Source organism: Mycolicibacter sinensis (assembly GCF_001673565.1).
Classification (GTDB): domain Bacteria; phylum Actinomycetota; class Actinomycetes; order Mycobacteriales; family Mycobacteriaceae; genus Mycobacterium; species Mycobacterium sinense_C.
On sequence record NZ_LZMF01000004.1, the window covers coordinates 40,093 to 55,958 of the forward strand.

Genomic DNA, 15,866 nt, shown 5'->3' on the forward strand with positions numbered 1-15,866 from the left:
CCGGCGAGGCATGTGCGCCGCGCCCGCCTGCCTCATAAAGGCTAGCCCCTCCCCGTTATTCCGCCAGGCTCGCCGCCGAATGTCGGCCCTGATCAGGCCGACGGTTGGGCGGGACTGACATCGTCGTCGTGCAGGGCCGGAAGCAGATGCAAGGTGACCGGCCAGCGGTCGGCGGCGGGACCGAACGCCGCGCGGGCGTTCTTGATGATCTTCTTGCCCATCATGCGGTTGCCGAGGGCCCCGATCAGCGCGCCCAGACCGACCGGCAACAGCTTGCCGAACGCCAACGCGCCGCGTCGCAGGGTGAAGCGCTTGACCGAGTACCGCAGCAACCGGGAGTTCAGCTCCGATACCGCCGGCAGCGGCAGCGCCGCGGTGCCCTCGGTAAGCCAAGCGCCGCTGGTGCGGCCCGAGCCCAGCAGCTCGGCCATCGCGCCCTTGCCCTGATCGCCGACCAGTACCGCCAGCACCAGGGCGCGGCGTCGCTCCCTGTTGTCGACCGGAATGCCGTGCGCCTCGGCGACGGACAGCACGAAGAACGCGGTGGCCTCCAGGAAGACCGCGGTCTCCCCGGCCACCGCCGACAGCGCAAGCAGGGTGCCGATCGCCGGCACCGCCGCGGTGGCGCCTACCGCGGCACCGCTGGCTGTGGCCGCCGCCAGGTAACGCTTCTCCAACTTCGCCACCACTTGCGCCGGGCTGGTGCCGGGCTCGCTGTGGCGCAGTCGCTCCACGTAGGCGCGCACGGCCGGACCCTGTACCCGCTCACTGCGCTCGATGACCCGGGACAGCACCCGGGCCGCCATGCTGGGCTTCTCCGCGCCGGCCGCCGGCGCCGGTTCCTGCGCCGACCGCCGTCGTCGAAAGATGCCCATGGTGCCTCCCGTTCGGCTCGCGTGATGTTCAGGCTAACGCCCCGGTGGGGGTTTACCCGCTTCAACGGCGCAGTAGCCCTCCGGCAGCGAATCACCGTGTCGGCGCTGCGAGTTGTTCAACACAACATCTGTCCGTAGCGTCGCATCAAGTGGCTTCATGCCCGGAACCGCAGAGCGCAGCGAGGGGAGGGGCGGCGCTTGTGAGCACCGCGAGCAGCCGGACTCGACCCGGTCCGGTGGATTCGACCGACCCGTGGAACGCGCTCTGGGCGATGATGCTCGGCTTCTTCGTGATCCTGGTGGATTCGACGATCGTGGCGGTCGCCAATCCGAGCATCATGGCGGCGCTCGGCGTCGGCTACGACACCGTGATCTGGGTTACCAGCGCCTACCTGCTCGGTTACGCGGTGCCGCTGCTGGTGGCCGGACGGCTCGGCGACCGGTTCGGCCCGAAGAACCTCTACCTGGTCGGGCTGGCGGTGTTCACCGGCGCCTCGCTGTGGTGCGGCCTGGCCGGCGGGATCGAGATGCTGGTCACCGCGCGTGCGGTGCAGGGCGTCGGCGCCGCGCTGCTGACGCCGCAGACCCTCTCGGTGATCACCCGCACCTTCCCCGCCGATCGTCGGGGGATGGCGATGAGCGTGTGGGGGGCGACCGCCGGTGTCGCGACGCTGATCGGGCCGCTGGCCGGCGGGGTGCTGGTGGACCGGCTCGGCTGGGAGTGGATCTTCTTCGTCAACGTTCCCGTCGGCGTCCTGGGCTTGGTCCTGGCGTTCGTGCTGATCCCGGACCTGCCGGTGCACCGGCATCGGTTCGACTGGGTCGGGGTGGCGCTGTCGGGAATCGGGATGTTCCTGGTCGTCTTCGCTCTGCAGGAGGGCGAGTCGCAGGGGTGGGCGCCGTGGATCTGGGCGCTGATCGTCGGGGGCATCGGCTGCCTGGCGGTCTTCGTCTACTGGCAGGCGGTCACCGGAGGCGAGCCGCTGGTCCCGCTGCACATCTTCCGCGACCTCGACTTCGGGCTGGCCAACCTCGGGGTGGCCGTCATCGGCTTCGCCGCCACCGCGATGGTGCTGCCGGTGATGTTCTACGCCCAGGTGGTATGCGGGATGTCACCGACCCGATCGGCGTTGCTGACCGCGCCGATGGCGATCGCCAGCGGCGTCCTGGCCCCGGTGGTCGGCAAGATCGTCGACCGGGCTCACCCGCGCTCTATGGTCGGGTTCGGCTTCTCGGTGCTGGCGATCGCGCTGACGTGGCTGTCGATCGAGATGACGCCCACCACCGCGATCTGGCGGCTCGTGTTGCCGTTCGCGGCGGTCGGCGTCGGGATGGCGTTCATCTGGTCGCCGCTGGCAGCTACGGCGACCCGCAACCTCCCGCCGCATCTGGCCGGCGCCGGCTCCGGGGTCTACAACGCCACCCGCCAGGTCGGCGCGGTGCTGGGCAGTGCCGGCATGGCCGCCTTCATGACGTCGCGGATCTCGGCCAACCTGCCGCCGATACCGGGCGGCGCGCACCCGGGGGCCCGGCAGCTGCCCGAGTTCCTGCACGAGCCGTTCGCGGCGGCGATGTCGGAGTCGACGCTGCTGCCCGCCTTCATCGCCCTGTTCGGCGTGGCGGCCGCGCTGTTTTTGGTCGGCATCGTCATCCCGCCGGCCCGCCGGACGTCCCGGTACTTCGACGAGCTCGACGGCTCCGACGATGCCGGCGACTTCGAGGACCTCGACGAACTCGACGAACTCGACGACGGGATTCACCTCGCCGAAGCGCGCGTCGTAGAACGGGTCAGTCTGCCGCGCCACATCGCGGCGCTGCACGCGGCCCGCGAGGCCGACGAGCCGACCGAGCTGATCCCGATCGTCGCGCCGCCCAGCCAGCCGGAGCCCCGCGCGCCGGTCCGGCGCCACTCCCACCGGCCGGCCCGGCACTTCCGCCGACCGGCCCGGCACGAAGCACGTCAACTGATCCGGCATGAAGATGCCGTCACCGAGCCGCTGACCGTCGAATTTCCGCCGGTGGCACCCTCGGCGCCGGAGCCGCCGCCGCCGGTGAGCCGCAACGGCTTTCATGTCGGGACGGGACAGCACTTCCGCCCGATCGTCAACGGGGCACCGGTGCCCGACGTGCTGGCCAAATTCGGCATCACCGGAAGGGCCTCGGGGCGCCGCAACCGGCACTACCGCGACGACCCCGACGACACCGACGAGCTCGGGCAGCACTCCGGCCGCGACACGTAGTCCCGGATCTGCGGCTACCGGGCGGTGTTGCCGATGATCTCCACACCGGTGCCGTTCCACCGGAATTTGGCCAGACCGGTCAGCCCGGCGATGCCGCTGGCGTTCTTCAACGCCACTGTGTCGGGGGTGCAGTGCGCAAGGTCGATCCCGTTGAACCCGTAGGTGTCCGGCACGGCCTGCGGAAGGAACACTCCCCGATGGAACAGCACCGCCCGGGTGCCGGGATGGTCGGCGTTGGTGTTGGCCTTGACGATCACCGCCGACAGGTCCGCGCACTCGCTGTAGTTGCCGGCCAGCGGTTCCGGGCTCCAGGGTTGTCCGCTGCGCGGGTCGTGGGGCAGCTCCGAGACGGCCTTGGCGATCGCAGGGGCGGCCAGGTTGACCGCGCACGGGTCGGCCGGCGCCGGCGTGCTGCCGGTCGCCCCAGACGAGGTGGTGGGGCCCGCCGTACCGTCGGGTGCGGCGGGAGGGCTGGTGTTCTGCGGGGTCTTGGCGACGGTGGAATCGCCGGAACTGCACCCGGCCAGCAGCGCCACGGACAGCGCGCCGACCACGGCTAACGGTCTTGCGGCGGCAAACACACCGGGCACCGTACCGTCGTGCCGGGGTTAACTCCGGGAGGCGCGGCCGAGCATCGGGCAAGGCACGAACCGCTGTGGCGATCGGCAGGCGTTGTTGCCCGTAGACTGCTAAGCGCCATGACCTCGCTTGATACCCCTCCCGGGTCCGATTCCCACCCACCTGCCGCGACCTTTGCTGACCTGCAGATCCACCCGTCGGTATTGCAGGCCGTCGCCGACGTCGGCTACGAGACGCCCTCGGCGATTCAGGCCGCCACCATCCCGGCGTTGCTGGCCGGCTCCGATGTGGTCGGCCTGGCCCAGACCGGCACCGGCAAAACGGCGGCGTTCGCCATTCCGATCCTGTCGCGCATCGACACCGCCAGTAAGGCCACCCAGGCGTTGGTGCTGGCCCCCACCCGGGAGCTGGCCTTGCAGGTCGCCGAGGCATTCGGGCGCTACGGCGCGCACCTGCCGCGGGTCAACGTGCTGCCGATCTACGGTGGCGCCTCCTACACCGTGCAGCTGTCAGGGCTGCGACGCGGTGCCCAAGTGGTGGTCGGCACCCCGGGCCGGGTCATCGACCACCTGGAACGCGGCAGCCTGGACCTGTCACACCTGGACTACCTGGTGCTCGACGAGGCCGACGAGATGCTGCAGATGGGATTCGCCGAGGATGTCGAGCGCATCTTGGCCGACACCCCGGAGTACAAGCAGGTGGCGTTGTTCTCGGCCACCATGCCGCCCGCGATCCGCCGAATCACCACCAAATACCTGCACGATCCGGTCGAAGTCACCGTCAAGGCCAAGACCGCCACGGCGGAGAACATCACCCAGCGCTATATCGAGGTCGCCGGCCCGCGCAAGATGGACGCCTTGACCCGGGTGCTCGAGGTCGAGCCTTTCGAGGCGATGATCGTGTTCGTCCGCACCAAGCAGGCCACCGAAGAGGTCGCCGAAAAGCTGCGCGCCCGAGGCTTTTCCGCGGCGGCGATCAATGGTGATATCGCTCAGGCGCAACGCGAGCGGACCATCGCCGCGCTCAAGAGCGGCAACCTCGACATCCTGGTCGCCACCGATGTCGCCGCCCGCGGCCTGGACGTGGAGCGCATTTCCCACGTGGTCAACTACGACATTCCCAACGACCCCGAGGCCTACGTGCACCGGATCGGGCGCACCGGGCGGGCCGGGCGCTCGGGGACCGCGCTGCTGTTCGTCAGCCCGCGGGAACGGCACCTGCTCAAACTGATCGAGAAGGTGACCCGGCAGAAGCTGATCGAGTCCGAGCTGCCCAGCGTCGACGACGTCAATGCGCAGCGGGTGGCCAAATTCGCCGACGCGATCACCAATCACCTCGGCGCGTCGGGCATCGAGTTGTTCCGGCGCCTGGTCGAGGACTACAGCCGCGAACACAACGTGCCGATGGCCGACATCGCCGCGGCCCTGGCGCTGCAGTCCCGCGACGGTGAGGCGTTCCTGATGGTGGAACCGCCCCCGGACAAGCGACGCGAACGCGCCAAGCCGGATCGCGACGGCAGTCGGGACGACCGGAAACGGGCGGGCCCCAAAGAGGGATTCGCCACCTACCGGGTCGCGGTCGGCAAACGCCACCGGGTCAACCCGGGCGCGATCGTCGGCGCGCTGGCCAACGAGGGTGGCTTGCGGCGCAGCGACTTCGGCAACATCACCATCAAGGTGGACCACTCGCTGGTGGAACTGCCGGCCAAGCTGTCCGGCAAGACGTTCAAAGCGCTTGAGCAGACCCGCATTCAGGGCCAGCTGATCAACTTGCAGCGTGACCGGCCGTCCGGTAAGCCCGAGCGTCGCGGGGAGGGCGGGACGCACCGGAAACGGATGGGATGACGCTGCCGCAGGAGGAGGTCGCCCAAGGCGGGCTGGAGCAGGTCGGTCACGTCGATCGGGTCGCCTCACTGACCGGTGTGCGCGCGGTGGCCGCGATTCTGGTCGTCGGCACGCACGCGGCCTACACCACCGGCAAGTACACCCACGGCTACGCCGGACTGCTGGGTTCCCGGATGGAGATCGGGGTGCCGATCTTCTTCGTGCTCTCCGGTTTCCTGTTGTTCCGGCCCTGGGTGCGCGCCACCGCATTCGATCGTCCCGCCCCCTCGGTGCGCCGCTACGCCTGGCACCGGGTGCGGCGCATCATGCCCGCCTACGTCGTCACCGTGCTGCTGGCCTACCTGATCTACCACTACCGCACCGCCGGACCGAATCCCGGCCACAACTGGATCGGGTTGTTGCGCAACCTCACGTTGACCCAGATCTATGACGGCACCTACCCCTACGGCGGGTATCTGCATCAGGGGCTGACCCAGATGTGGAGCCTCGCGGTGGAGGTCGCCTTCTATGTGGCGCTGCCGGCGCTGGTCTACCTCACGCTGGTGTGGCTGTGTCGGCGACAGTGGCGGCCGGTGCGCCTGCTGGCCGGGTTGACGGTACTGGCGGCGATCAGCCCGATCTGGCTGACCCTCGCGCACCTTCCCGATCTGTTGCCCGGCGGTGCCCGAATCTGGCCGCCGACCTACCTGATCTGGTTCGTCGGGGGCATGGCCCTGGCGGTGCTGCAGGCGATGGGTGTGCGCTGCTACGGCTTCGTGGCGATTCCGTTGGCGCTCATCAGTTATCTCGTCGCGGCCACTCCGATCGCCGGGGAACCCACCACGTCGCCGACCAAACTTTCCGAGGCGCTGGTCAAGGCGGTCTTCTACGCTGCGATCGCCACCCTGGCGGTGGCGCCGCTGGCGCTGGGCAACCAGGGTCGGTACGCCCGCTTGCTCGCCAGCAGGCCGATGGTGTGGCTGGGGGAGATCTCCTATGAGATCTTCCTGGTCCACCTGGTGCTGATGGAGGTGGTGATGGTGGAGGTGCTACGAGCCCCGGTCTATACCGGGTCGATGCTCAACCTGTTCGTGCTCACGATGGCGGTCACCATTCCGGTGTCCTGGCTGCTGCACCGGTTCACCCGGGTCAGGTCCTGAGCCGATCCGGCGCCACAACGACCGGAACCACGAACTGCATCAGCATCGCCCGCTCGTCGTCGGCGTCGCGGCCCGGAAAGCTCAGCAGCGACGTCATCACCCGCACCACCCAGCGGGCGCGCTGCTGGGTGTCGCTGTCGTCGGTCCCCAGCGCGGACAGGAATGTCGTGACCATCGCGGTGATGACCTCGGAGCGCTCGGCCATCGCGGCACCGATCGGCGGCCCGGTCTCGGCGAACCACGACGCCAGCGCCGGGTTGGCCCGCACCAGCGCCAGCGACTCGGTGATCCCGGTGACCAGCCGCCCGGCCGGATCGTCGATACCGGCCAGCCGCTGGGTCAGCTCCTGATACAGCGTGTTGGCCCAGCGGTGTACGTAGGCGCCGTAGAGCGCGTCGCGGCTCTCGAAGTAGCGGTACAGCGTGGCGCGCGAACACCCTGCGGCGCGGGCGATTTCATTCATGCCGACCGAGCCGGGGTCGTGCTGGGCGAACAGGGTCTCGGCTGCGTCGAGGATCTTCTCGGCGGCCAGCTCGCCGCGCTGATCCGACAACCAGGACCGCCCGGCCATCATGAGGCGGCGGTGAACGGAATCGACATCGGCCGGCGCACGTAACCGCCACCGGCCCAGCGGATCCCGGCCTCGTCGATCGCATAGTCCGGGCAGCGGGCGAGCAGCTCCTCCAGCGCCACCCGAGCCTGCATGCGGGCGGCCTGGTTGCCGATGCAGTGGTGTGCGCCGTAGCTGAAGGTGAGGATCTGGTGTGGCTTGCGCAGCACGTCGAGTTCGGCGGCGTTGGGCCCGAACTGGCGCTCGTCGCGGTTGGCCGAGCCGTAGAGCAGCAGCGCCTTGCGGCCGGCCGGAATGGTGGTGTCGCCGATGGTCACATCCCGGGTGGTGGTGCGGGCCAGTCCTTGCACGGGCGAGGTCAACCGCAGTAGCTCCTCGACGGCATCGCGGATCAGCTCGGGCCGGTCCACCAGCAGCTGGCGCTGGTCGCGGTGGCGTTGCAGCAATTGCACGGAGCCGCCGAGCATCCCGGTCGTGGTGTCGTTTCCGCCGGTGACCATGGTGAAGGTGAACGCCAGCACCGCCAGCAGCCCCTTGATGTCACCGTCGGCGCCCATGCCGGCCGCCACCAGATGCGAAACGGTGTCGTCTTCGGGTTCGGATCGCCGGCGTTCGATGAGCGCGGTGAAGTAGCCCATCATCTCGCCGATCGCGTCCCCGGCCGAGGCGACCCCGTCCTCGCTGGTGGTGGCCGCGACGATCGCGTCGGTCCACCGGTCGAACTGGGCGCGGTCCTGCTCGGGTACCCCCAGGTAGTGCGCGACGACCATTGACGGCAACGGCTTGAACAGGTCGACGACGATGTCCCCACCGCCGTCGGCCTGCAGCCGTTGGAGGCGCTCGACGACGAACTCGCGAACCTTCGGCTCCAGCAGCTCGACCTGCCGCGGCATGAAGCCACGGGCCACCAGCTTGCGGAACTCGGTGTGCACCGGCGGATCCTGCATCACCATCGGCGGGTTGTCGGCCAGGCCGATCATCTCCAGCTCGCCGTAGTTGATCGTCAGCCCCTGCGCGGAGGAGAAGGTCTCGTGGTCGGCGGCGGCCGCCCAGATGTCGGCATGCCGGGACAGCACGTAGTAGTCGTGGTCGGGCTTGTCGGCCGGGACCACGTGGTGGACCGGGTCGTGATCGCGCAGCGCGGCATACATCGGCCAGGGGTTGGGCCAGGTGTCAGCGTTGCACAGCTCGAACTTCGGATGAGACAAAGCAGTCGTCATGTCTCATGAATACGACATGGCTGATCGTCTGTCAATCCCCGAGACGGAAATTCACGACGTGGCGCGCCGGGGCGGCGTCGCCAGAGTCCGGATCGGCAGGGGTCAGATCCCCGAGCCCGGATTGAGAATGTTCAGCGGGTCCAGCGCCGCCTTGACCCGCTGGTTCAGCGCCATCGCGTCAGAGCCCAGCTGCTGGGCCAGCCACGGTCGCTTCAGCCGCCCGACCCCGTGCTCGCCGGTGATGGTCCCGCCCAAAGCGATTGCCAGATCCATGATCTCGCCGTATGCGGTCTCGGCGCGGTGGACCTCGTCGGGATCGTTCGGGTCGTGCACGATCAGCGGGTGGGTGTTGCCGTCGCCGGCGTGCGCGATCACCGCGATCATCAACCGGTGTTCGGCGGCGATCTTCTCAATGCCGGTGATCAGCTCGCCCAGCCGCGGCAGCGGCACCCCGACGTCCTCGAGCAATAGCGGCCCCTTGGCCTCAACAGCCGGGATGCAGAACCGCCGGGCCGCGACGAAACCCTCCGCCTCGATGGGGTCGTCGGTGGAGAACACGTCCTTGGCGCCGTGCTCGGTGAACACCCGGCCGATCAGCTCGATGTCCTCCGCACCGGCGTGGCCCCGCTCATCGGAGGCCGCCACCAGCATGGCGGCGGCGTCACGATCAAGCCCCATCCGAAGCTGGTCCTCGACGGCGTTGATCGCCGCGGCATCCATGAACTCCAGCATCGACGGGCGCAGCCGCCCGGAGACGTCGAGCACTGCCTCGGCCGCGGCGGCCACCGAGTCGAAGGTGGCCACCACCACCGCGGACTTGGGTTGAGCCGGCAGCAGCCGCAAGGTCACCTCGGTGATCACCCCGAGGGTGCCCTCGCTGCCGACGAACAGTTTGGTCAGCGACAGCCCGGCGACGTCTTTGAGACGCGGCCCGCCCAGGCGCACCGCGGTGCCGTCGGCCAACACCACCTGGAGGCCCAGCACGTAGTCGGTGGTGACGCCGTACTTGACGCAGCACAGCCCGCCGGCGTTGGTGGCGATGTTGCCGCCGATGCTGCAGATCTCGAACGACGACGGATCCGGCGGGTACCACAGGCCGTGGGCGGCGACGGCCTTTTTCACCTCGGCGTTGAACAGGCCGGGCTGGCACACCGCGGTGCGGGTGACCGGGTCCACGGTGATCTCGCGCATCTTCTCGGTGCACAACACGATGCCGCCGTCGACCGCGGTGGCGCCGCCGGACAGCCCGGTGCCCGCGCCGCGCGTCACCACCGGCACCCGGTGCGTGCTCGCCCAGCGCATGACGGTCTGCACGTCCTCGGTGCGCAGCGGACGCACCACCGCCAGGGGTTGGCCCGCCAAGGGGTCCAGGGCGTTGTCCTGCCGGTAGCCCGCGGTGATCGTCGGATCGGTGACGACCATGCCGTCGGGCAGGTCGGCGATCAACTGGGCCAGGGCGTCGGCGGTCACGCAGTGATCCTAGCTGCGGGTTCGCCGGTGGCCGGGCGGCAGTTCTGCACAGCGTCGCAGTCGTCAGCGAAGCAGCCATTCGACGCTGTGGCCATATTCGTGCAGGCTGGATTCCATGGACTTCGCGCAACGCACCATTGATCTCGCGCGCCGCAACGTCGAGGAGGGCGGCCGGCCCTTCGCCACCGTCATCGTCAAGGACGGCGCGATTCTGGCCGAAAGCCCGAACCTGGTCGCCCAGACCAACGACCCCACCGCCCATGCGGAGATCCTCGCCATCCGGCAGGCGTGCACGGAGCTGGGAACCGAGCACCTGACCGGCACCACCATCTATGTGCTGGCCTCACCCTGCCCGATGTGCCTGGGTGCGCTGTATTACTGCTCGCCGGACGAGGTCGTGTTCGTGGCCACCCGCGAGGAGTACGAACCGTATTACGTCGACGACCGAAAGTACTTCGAGCTCAACACCTTCTACGACGAGTTCGCCAAGCCGTGGGACCAGCGGCGGCTGCCCATGCGACACGAGCCCCGCGACGGCGCGATCGACGTCTACCGGTTGTGGCAGGAACGCAACGGCGGCAAGAGCCACGTCGAGTAGCAGCCGTTCGCGGCGGCGTGCACAGTAGAGCGATGCATCCGCATCCGCGCACCGACCGGCCGTTCGGCTCCCCGGTGCCCCCCGGTACCGGCTGGCCGGGGGACCCGGCGACGCACAAGACCCCGCAAGCCGACGACGCCGCGAACGTGGTGCAACTGGCCGACCAGACCGAATCGATCCCCGAACTGGACGCGCTGATCAGCGTGTGCCGGGCCTGCCCGCGGCTGGTCAGCTGGCGCGAAGAGGTCGCCGTCACCAAGCGGAAATCCTTTGCCGACCAACCCTATTGGGGCCGTCCGGTACCGGGATGGGGGTCACCCACGCCGCGGATCGTGATCGTCGGGTTGGCGCCCGCGGCCAACGGCGCGAACCGGACCGGGCGGATGTTCACCGGTGACCGCTCCGGTGACCAGTTGTATGCCGCGTTGCACCGCGCCGGCCTGGTCAATCAGCCGACCAGTGTCGACGCCGCCGACGGCCTGGACACCGACACGGTCCGGATCATCGCCCCCGTGCGCTGCGCACCACCGGCCAACGCCCCGACGACGGCCGAGCGCAATACCTGCGCGCCGTGGCTCGACGCCGAGTGGCGGCTGGTTTCCCCGCATGTGCGGGTGATGGTCGCACTCGGCGGCTTCGCCTGGCAGGTCGCACTGCGGCTGGCGGCCGAGCGGGTGCCCAAACCGAAACCGAAGTTCGGCCACCGGGCGGTCGCCGAACTCGGGCCCGGCCTGCGGCTGATCGGCTGCTATCACCCCAGCCAGCAGAACATGTTCACCGGCCGGCTGACTCCGGCGATGCTCGACGACGTCTTCGCCGAGGCGGCGGCGCTGGCGGGACTATCCGGCTGAGGCGCGACGTTGACTAGCAACGTGCGTCTTTCCGTCCTCGATCTCGTCCCCGTCCGTACCGACCAGTCCACCGCCGATGCGCTGGCCGCCACGGTGCGGCTGGCCCAGACCGCCGACCGGCTCGGTTTCACCCGCTACTGGCTGGCCGAGCACCACAACATGCCGTCGGTCGGCGCCACCAGCCCGCCGGTGCTGATCGCCTACCTGGCCGCCCAGACCGCGCGGCTGCGGCTCGGGTCCGGCGGGGTGATGCTGCCCAACCACGCCCCGCTGGCCGTGGCCGAGCAGTTCGCGCTGTTGGAGGCCGCCGCGCCGGGCCGCATCGACCTGGGAATCGGCCGGGCCCCCGGTTCGGACCCGGTCACCTCGTTCATGCTGCGCGGCGGTCACAACGAGGAAGAGATCGCGAAGTTCCCCGACTACCTCGACCATGTGCGGGCGATGATGAGCAGCCGCGGTGTGCAGGTCCAACTGCGCGACGGCGACTACCTGCTCAAGGCCACCCCGGCCGCTGCCGGCGAGCCGCGGCTGTGGCTGCTCGGGTCGAGCATGTATTCGGCGCGGCTGGCCGCGGCCAAAGGCCTGCCGTACGTGTTCGCGCACCACTTCTCCGGGCACGGCACCGAGGAGGCGCTGGCCACCTACCGGGCGGATTTCGTGCCCAGTGCGCTCTGTCCCGAACCGACCACCTTTCTGACGGTCAACGCCGCGGTCGCCGAAACCCGCGAGGAGGCAACGGCGCTGATGCTGCCGAACCTGCAGATGATGGCCCGGCTGCGGACCGGACGGCCGCTGGGGGCCGTCGACCTGGTCGAGGACGCCCAACTGGCACAGGTGTCGGATGCCGAACAGCGCATCGTCGACGGCGGGCTGCGGCGCGCGGTCGTCGGCGCGCCCGCCGAAGCCGCCGACCAGCTCAAAGCGCTGGCCGAACACTTCGACGTCGACGAAGTGATGGTCAACCCGGTGGCCTCGGCCCGCCGCGGCACCGACCCTGCCACCGCCCCCGGACGCGAGCACACCCTGGAACTGCTCGCCAAGGAGCTGTTCTAGCCGCTGAAGACCGTCGACCCGAAACCGCTGGGGCGGTAGTCAATGTAGATCGGGTTGTCCGCGAACGGCCAGTACCCGGAGTTCATCGACGTGCTCGACCAGACGTATGGGCTGTTGGTCGCGGTGGTGGTGAAGGAGTACAGCACCGTCTGGCCGTCGGCGGAGTACACCGAGATCTCCGTGCCGACCGGTACCTGCGTACCGATCCCTGCGCTGGGGAACAGCCACTGCGGAACGCTGCCCAACATGCCGCCGGAGTCGATCGAGGTGGATACCGCCACCGGAGCGCCACCGTTGATCGACACCATGGTGTCGGCGAAGGGGGAGCCGGGCACGGAGATCTCCGGGGCCAGGGTGTTGGGGCCGAACACCACCTCGCCGCGGGCTTCATCGATGAGCACACCTTGGTTGAGGGCGCCGGGCAGCGCCGAGATGATCGTCGACGTTCCAGTGAAGCCGTTGTTCGGCCCGATGCCGAGCACGCCGACGATGCCGTACTGGTTGAAGTAGCTCGTCATGAGAGCGTTCGATGCCGGGTCGACGATATTGACCGCGGTGGGATCGGTGGTCAGACCGTCGGGGCATACACCTGCCTTGTCGCAGAAGCCCACCGTGGTGTCGTAGGTGTGGTAGCTGTAACTCTGTCCGTTCAGGCCGGCGTAGCTTGCGCTGCCGGAGAAGACCGAGTCGCCGAGGCCCGAGCTGTTGCCCAGCATGGTCAACCCGGTCGAACCGGTGTCGATCTGGACCGCTACCGGTGGACCGCCGTTGATCGAGATGTAGACGATGGGGCTGATCCCGCCGCTTTCCAGATACAGCGGAATGGACGCGTTGACCGGACCTTCCGGGCCGCCGGTGGCACCAGTGCCGGCCCCTCCCGAACCGGTGCCGCCGGCACCCCCGGCGCCGTTGGCGCCGGTGCTGCCGACCGTTCCGCCGTGGCCACCCACTCCGCCGTCGCCGCCGTCGCCGCCGCGGGCCCCGGCACCGCCCGCGGCGATATGGCCCGCGGCCCCGCCGTCGCCGCCATCGCCGGCCGCCCCGCCGTGCACATTCGTCCCGGCCAGCGTCGCGGTGCCACCGTCGCCGCCGTCACCGCCGTGGCCGCCCGCACCGGCATTGCCGCCGGCGCCGGCTTGCGCACCCGAACCGCCTGCCCCGCCGGCACCGGCGTTGCCGCCGGCGCCGCCCGATCCACCGTTGCCGCCGCTGGAGCCCTGCGAGTAGAAGCTGCCGGTCGCGTTGCCGCCGTGGGCGCCGTTACCTCCCACACCGCCGTTGCCGCCGGTGCCGCCGTTGAAACCGGCAGCCCCGGAGCCACCGGAACCGCCGGCCCCCGCGGCACCACCGGTGCCCCCGTTACCGCCGATCCCGACTGGCGCCTTGTTGATGCCGGGCTGTGCGTAGTTGCCGCTGCCGGGGGCGCCGCCGTCTCCGGCCGTCCCGCCGCTGCCGCCGTTGCCGCCGGCACCCCCGGCACTGCCGGCCCCGGTGCCGCCGGTGCCGCCACCGCCGCCGGTGCCGCCGTTGCCGCCGTCGCCGCCATTGCCGTTGGTGCCGAAGCGGCCGTGCTCGCCCTGGGCGGCGTTGCCCTGGTAGGCCGATCCGGCCGCCCCGCCCTGGCCACCGGCGCCGCCGTTGCCGCCGTCGAAGCCGCGGTGAGGGCCTGCGGCGCCGTGATCACCGAGGCCGCCGTTGCCGCCGGCGCCACCGGCCCCGCCGTCGCCGCCACTGCCGTATTGGACGCTGTTGGCCACGTCCAGGGTGGCGATGCCGTTGCCGCCGCCGTTGCCGCCGGCCCCGCCCTTACCACCGGCGCCGCCATTACCGGTACCCGCGCTGTGCGCGGTGGCGCTGCTGCCGCCCGCACCACCGGCTCCGCCCTGCCCGCCGTTGCCGCCGCTGCCGGGCAAGGTGGCGCTCGGGGGAAGCTGGGATTGGTCCAGGCCTCGGCCGCCATCGCCGGCCGCACCGCCGTCGCCGCCCTTGCCGCCGTTGCCGTCGCCGAGGGAGTTGCCGCCCGCGCCGCCGGCCCCGCCGTTACCGCCGGCACCGGCATTGCCGCCGTTGCTGCCGGCAACACCGTTCTTGCCGGTCGCCCCGGCGCCGCCGTCACCGCCGTTGCCGCCGTTGCCGTGCGCGCCGCCGGTTCCGCCGTCGCCGCCCTTGCCGCCGCCGGCGCCCGCGACGGTCGCGTTGTAACCGTTGCCGCCGTCACCGCCGTTGCCGGCCGCGCCGGTGGGCGCCGCTCCGGTCGCCCCGGTGGCCCCGGCGGTCGAGCCCGCCCCGCCGGCGCCACCTGCGCCGCCGGCCCCGGCATTGCCGCCGTTGCCGCCCGCTCCACCGTCGGGATGGGCCGCATCGCCGTCGCCGCCCCGGCCGCCGTCACCCGGATCGCCGCCGGTGCCGCCGGTCCCGCCGGCACCGCCGACGCCCTGCAGGCCCGCGGCGCCGTGGGCGGACGCGCCTCCCGCGCCGCCGACGCCGCCGGAACCGCCGGTGCCGCCGATGCCACCGTCGTCTCCGCGGTCGCCGGCACCACCGGCGATGGTGGCGGCGGTACCGTCGGATCCGGCGCGGCCCACTCCGCCGGTCCCGCCGATGCCGCCCGTCCCGCCCTGGCCGCCATTTCCGAATTGCGCTGTCAGGCTTGCTCCGCCGGCGCCGCCGGCACCACCAGTTCCGCCGGTGGCGCCCACGGCGGCCCCGGCGGCCCCGGCTCCTCCGGCTCCGCCGGCTCCGCCACTGCCGAAGAACCAGGCCAGCGCATCGCCGCCGGCCCCGCCGGTCGCCCCGACTCCGCCGAGCACACCCTCGCCGCCGGTCCCGCCAGCGCCGCCGTTGCCCATGAACGACCCGCCGGCCCCGCCGATGCCTCCTGCAGCACCGGCTCCGCCGTCGCCGCCGGCCCCGCCGTCACCGAACATCCCGGCCGCACCGCCGTTGCCGCCGGCGACCCCGGCCAGCGTCTGGTCATATCCGTCGCCGCCGTCGCCGAACCACAGGCCGCCCGCGCCGCCGTGGGGGTTGTCCACGGTCCCGTCGATCCCGTTGCCGATCAGATACGCACCGGCGAACTGGTTGATGGTGTTGTCGATCTGAATGCCCAGCGGGCTGGTGATCCAGGACTGAACCTGGTCGTGCAGGACGGTATAGAAGTCCAGGCCGAACAGGTCGGGGGCGTCGAGCGGGTCCGAGCCGGCGGCCAAGCCCGCGGCCGGGGCGAAGAGTTCGACCAGCCAGTCCAGGTCTGCGTCGGCATGCGCCGGTGGCGCGGGGGCGAGGGGACTCAGCCCGAATGCCCCGCCGATGGTTCCGGCGGCCACAACGGCCCCGAACGCGGCGCGTGCCGTGCGCCGGCTCGTCGGCTGCGGATTTCGTCGTCGGCTCATCGCCCCACCTTGTCTGGATCGAGGGCGAACCCTG

12 protein-coding genes are annotated in these 15,866 nt (G+C 70.7%); 6 read left to right on the plus strand and 6 right to left on the minus strand.

Translation table 11 applies throughout. The features are described 5' to 3' along the window. Positions 1–92: 92 nt before the first annotated feature. Positions 93–875 carry a hypothetical protein gene (locus A5648_RS00215; protein WP_065022608.1) on the minus strand — a complete coding sequence of 261 codons (783 nt, stop codon included), beginning with the start codon at positions 873–875 and terminating at the stop codon, positions 93–95. A gap of 272 nt (positions 876–1,147) precedes the next feature. Here A5648_RS00215 and A5648_RS00220 point away from each other — a divergent pair, with 272 nt between their 5' ends. Then, a complete protein-coding gene (locus tag A5648_RS00220; protein WP_065022681.1) occupies positions 1,148–3,115 on the plus strand; it encodes a DHA2 family efflux MFS transporter permease subunit in 1,968 nt (655 codons plus the stop codon). Between the two features lie 14 nt (positions 3,116–3,129). Here A5648_RS00220 and A5648_RS00225 read toward each other — a convergent pair whose 3' ends face one another. Next, positions 3,130–3,705, minus strand: coding sequence for an LppP/LprE family lipoprotein (locus tag A5648_RS00225; protein WP_065022609.1), 576 nt, complete (start codon positions 3,703–3,705; stop codon positions 3,130–3,132). Positions 3,706–3,813: 108 nt separating this feature from the next. Here A5648_RS00225 and A5648_RS00230 point away from each other — a divergent pair, with 108 nt between their 5' ends. Further along, on the plus strand, positions 3,814–5,538 hold the full coding sequence (locus A5648_RS00230) for a DEAD/DEAH box helicase (protein ID WP_065022610.1): 1,725 nt from the start codon (positions 3,814–3,816) through the stop codon (positions 5,536–5,538). Next, positions 5,535–6,677, plus strand: coding sequence for an acyltransferase family protein (locus A5648_RS00235; RefSeq protein ID WP_065022611.1), 1,143 nt, complete (start codon positions 5,535–5,537; stop codon positions 6,675–6,677). The genes A5648_RS00230 and A5648_RS00235 overlap by 4 nt, the downstream gene beginning before the upstream one ends. Here the strand turns inward: A5648_RS00235 and A5648_RS00240 are convergent. From A5648_RS00240 to A5648_RS00250, 3 genes are all read right to left on the minus strand, one after another. Continuing rightward, complete coding sequence (locus tag A5648_RS00240) at positions 6,667–7,248, minus strand: TetR/AcrR family transcriptional regulator (RefSeq protein WP_065022682.1); 582 nt, start codon at positions 7,246–7,248, stop codon at positions 6,667–6,669. The two genes, A5648_RS00235 and A5648_RS00240, sit on opposite strands and share 11 nt — an antisense overlap. Then, the gene (locus A5648_RS00245) at positions 7,248–8,468 is read right to left on the minus strand and encodes a cytochrome P450 (RefSeq protein ID WP_065022612.1); all 1,221 of its coding nucleotides are present in this window, start codon (positions 8,466–8,468) and stop codon (positions 7,248–7,250) included. The genes A5648_RS00240 and A5648_RS00245 overlap by 1 nt, the downstream gene beginning before the upstream one ends. 102 nt (positions 8,469–8,570) lie before the next feature. Next, complete coding sequence (locus A5648_RS00250) at positions 8,571–9,938, minus strand: FAD-binding oxidoreductase (protein ID WP_065022613.1); 1,368 nt, start codon at positions 9,936–9,938, stop codon at positions 8,571–8,573. Between the two features lie 115 nt (positions 9,939–10,053). On the opposite strand from A5648_RS00250, the gene A5648_RS00255 reads away from it, so the two are divergent. The 3 genes from A5648_RS00255 to A5648_RS00265 are packed head-to-tail and all read left to right on the plus strand — an operon-like array spanning position 10,054 to position 12,440. After that, complete coding sequence (locus A5648_RS00255) at positions 10,054–10,536, plus strand: nucleoside deaminase (RefSeq protein ID WP_065022614.1); 483 nt, start codon at positions 10,054–10,056, stop codon at positions 10,534–10,536. Positions 10,537–10,568: 32 nt separating this feature from the next. Further along, a complete protein-coding gene (locus A5648_RS00260; RefSeq protein ID WP_065022615.1) occupies positions 10,569–11,387 on the plus strand; it encodes a uracil-DNA glycosylase in 819 nt (272 codons plus the stop codon). A gap of 21 nt (positions 11,388–11,408) precedes the next feature. Next, the gene (locus A5648_RS00265) at positions 11,409–12,440 is read left to right on the plus strand and encodes an LLM class flavin-dependent oxidoreductase (protein WP_065022616.1); all 1,032 of its coding nucleotides are present in this window, start codon (positions 11,409–11,411) and stop codon (positions 12,438–12,440) included. Here the strand turns inward: A5648_RS00265 and A5648_RS23865 are convergent. Beyond that, on the minus strand, positions 12,437–15,832 hold the full coding sequence (locus A5648_RS23865) for a PecA family PE domain-processing aspartic protease (RefSeq protein WP_165607278.1): 3,396 nt from the start codon (positions 15,830–15,832) through the stop codon (positions 12,437–12,439). The genes A5648_RS00265 and A5648_RS23865 overlap by 4 nt on opposite strands. Positions 15,833–15,866: the final 34 nt, after the last annotated feature.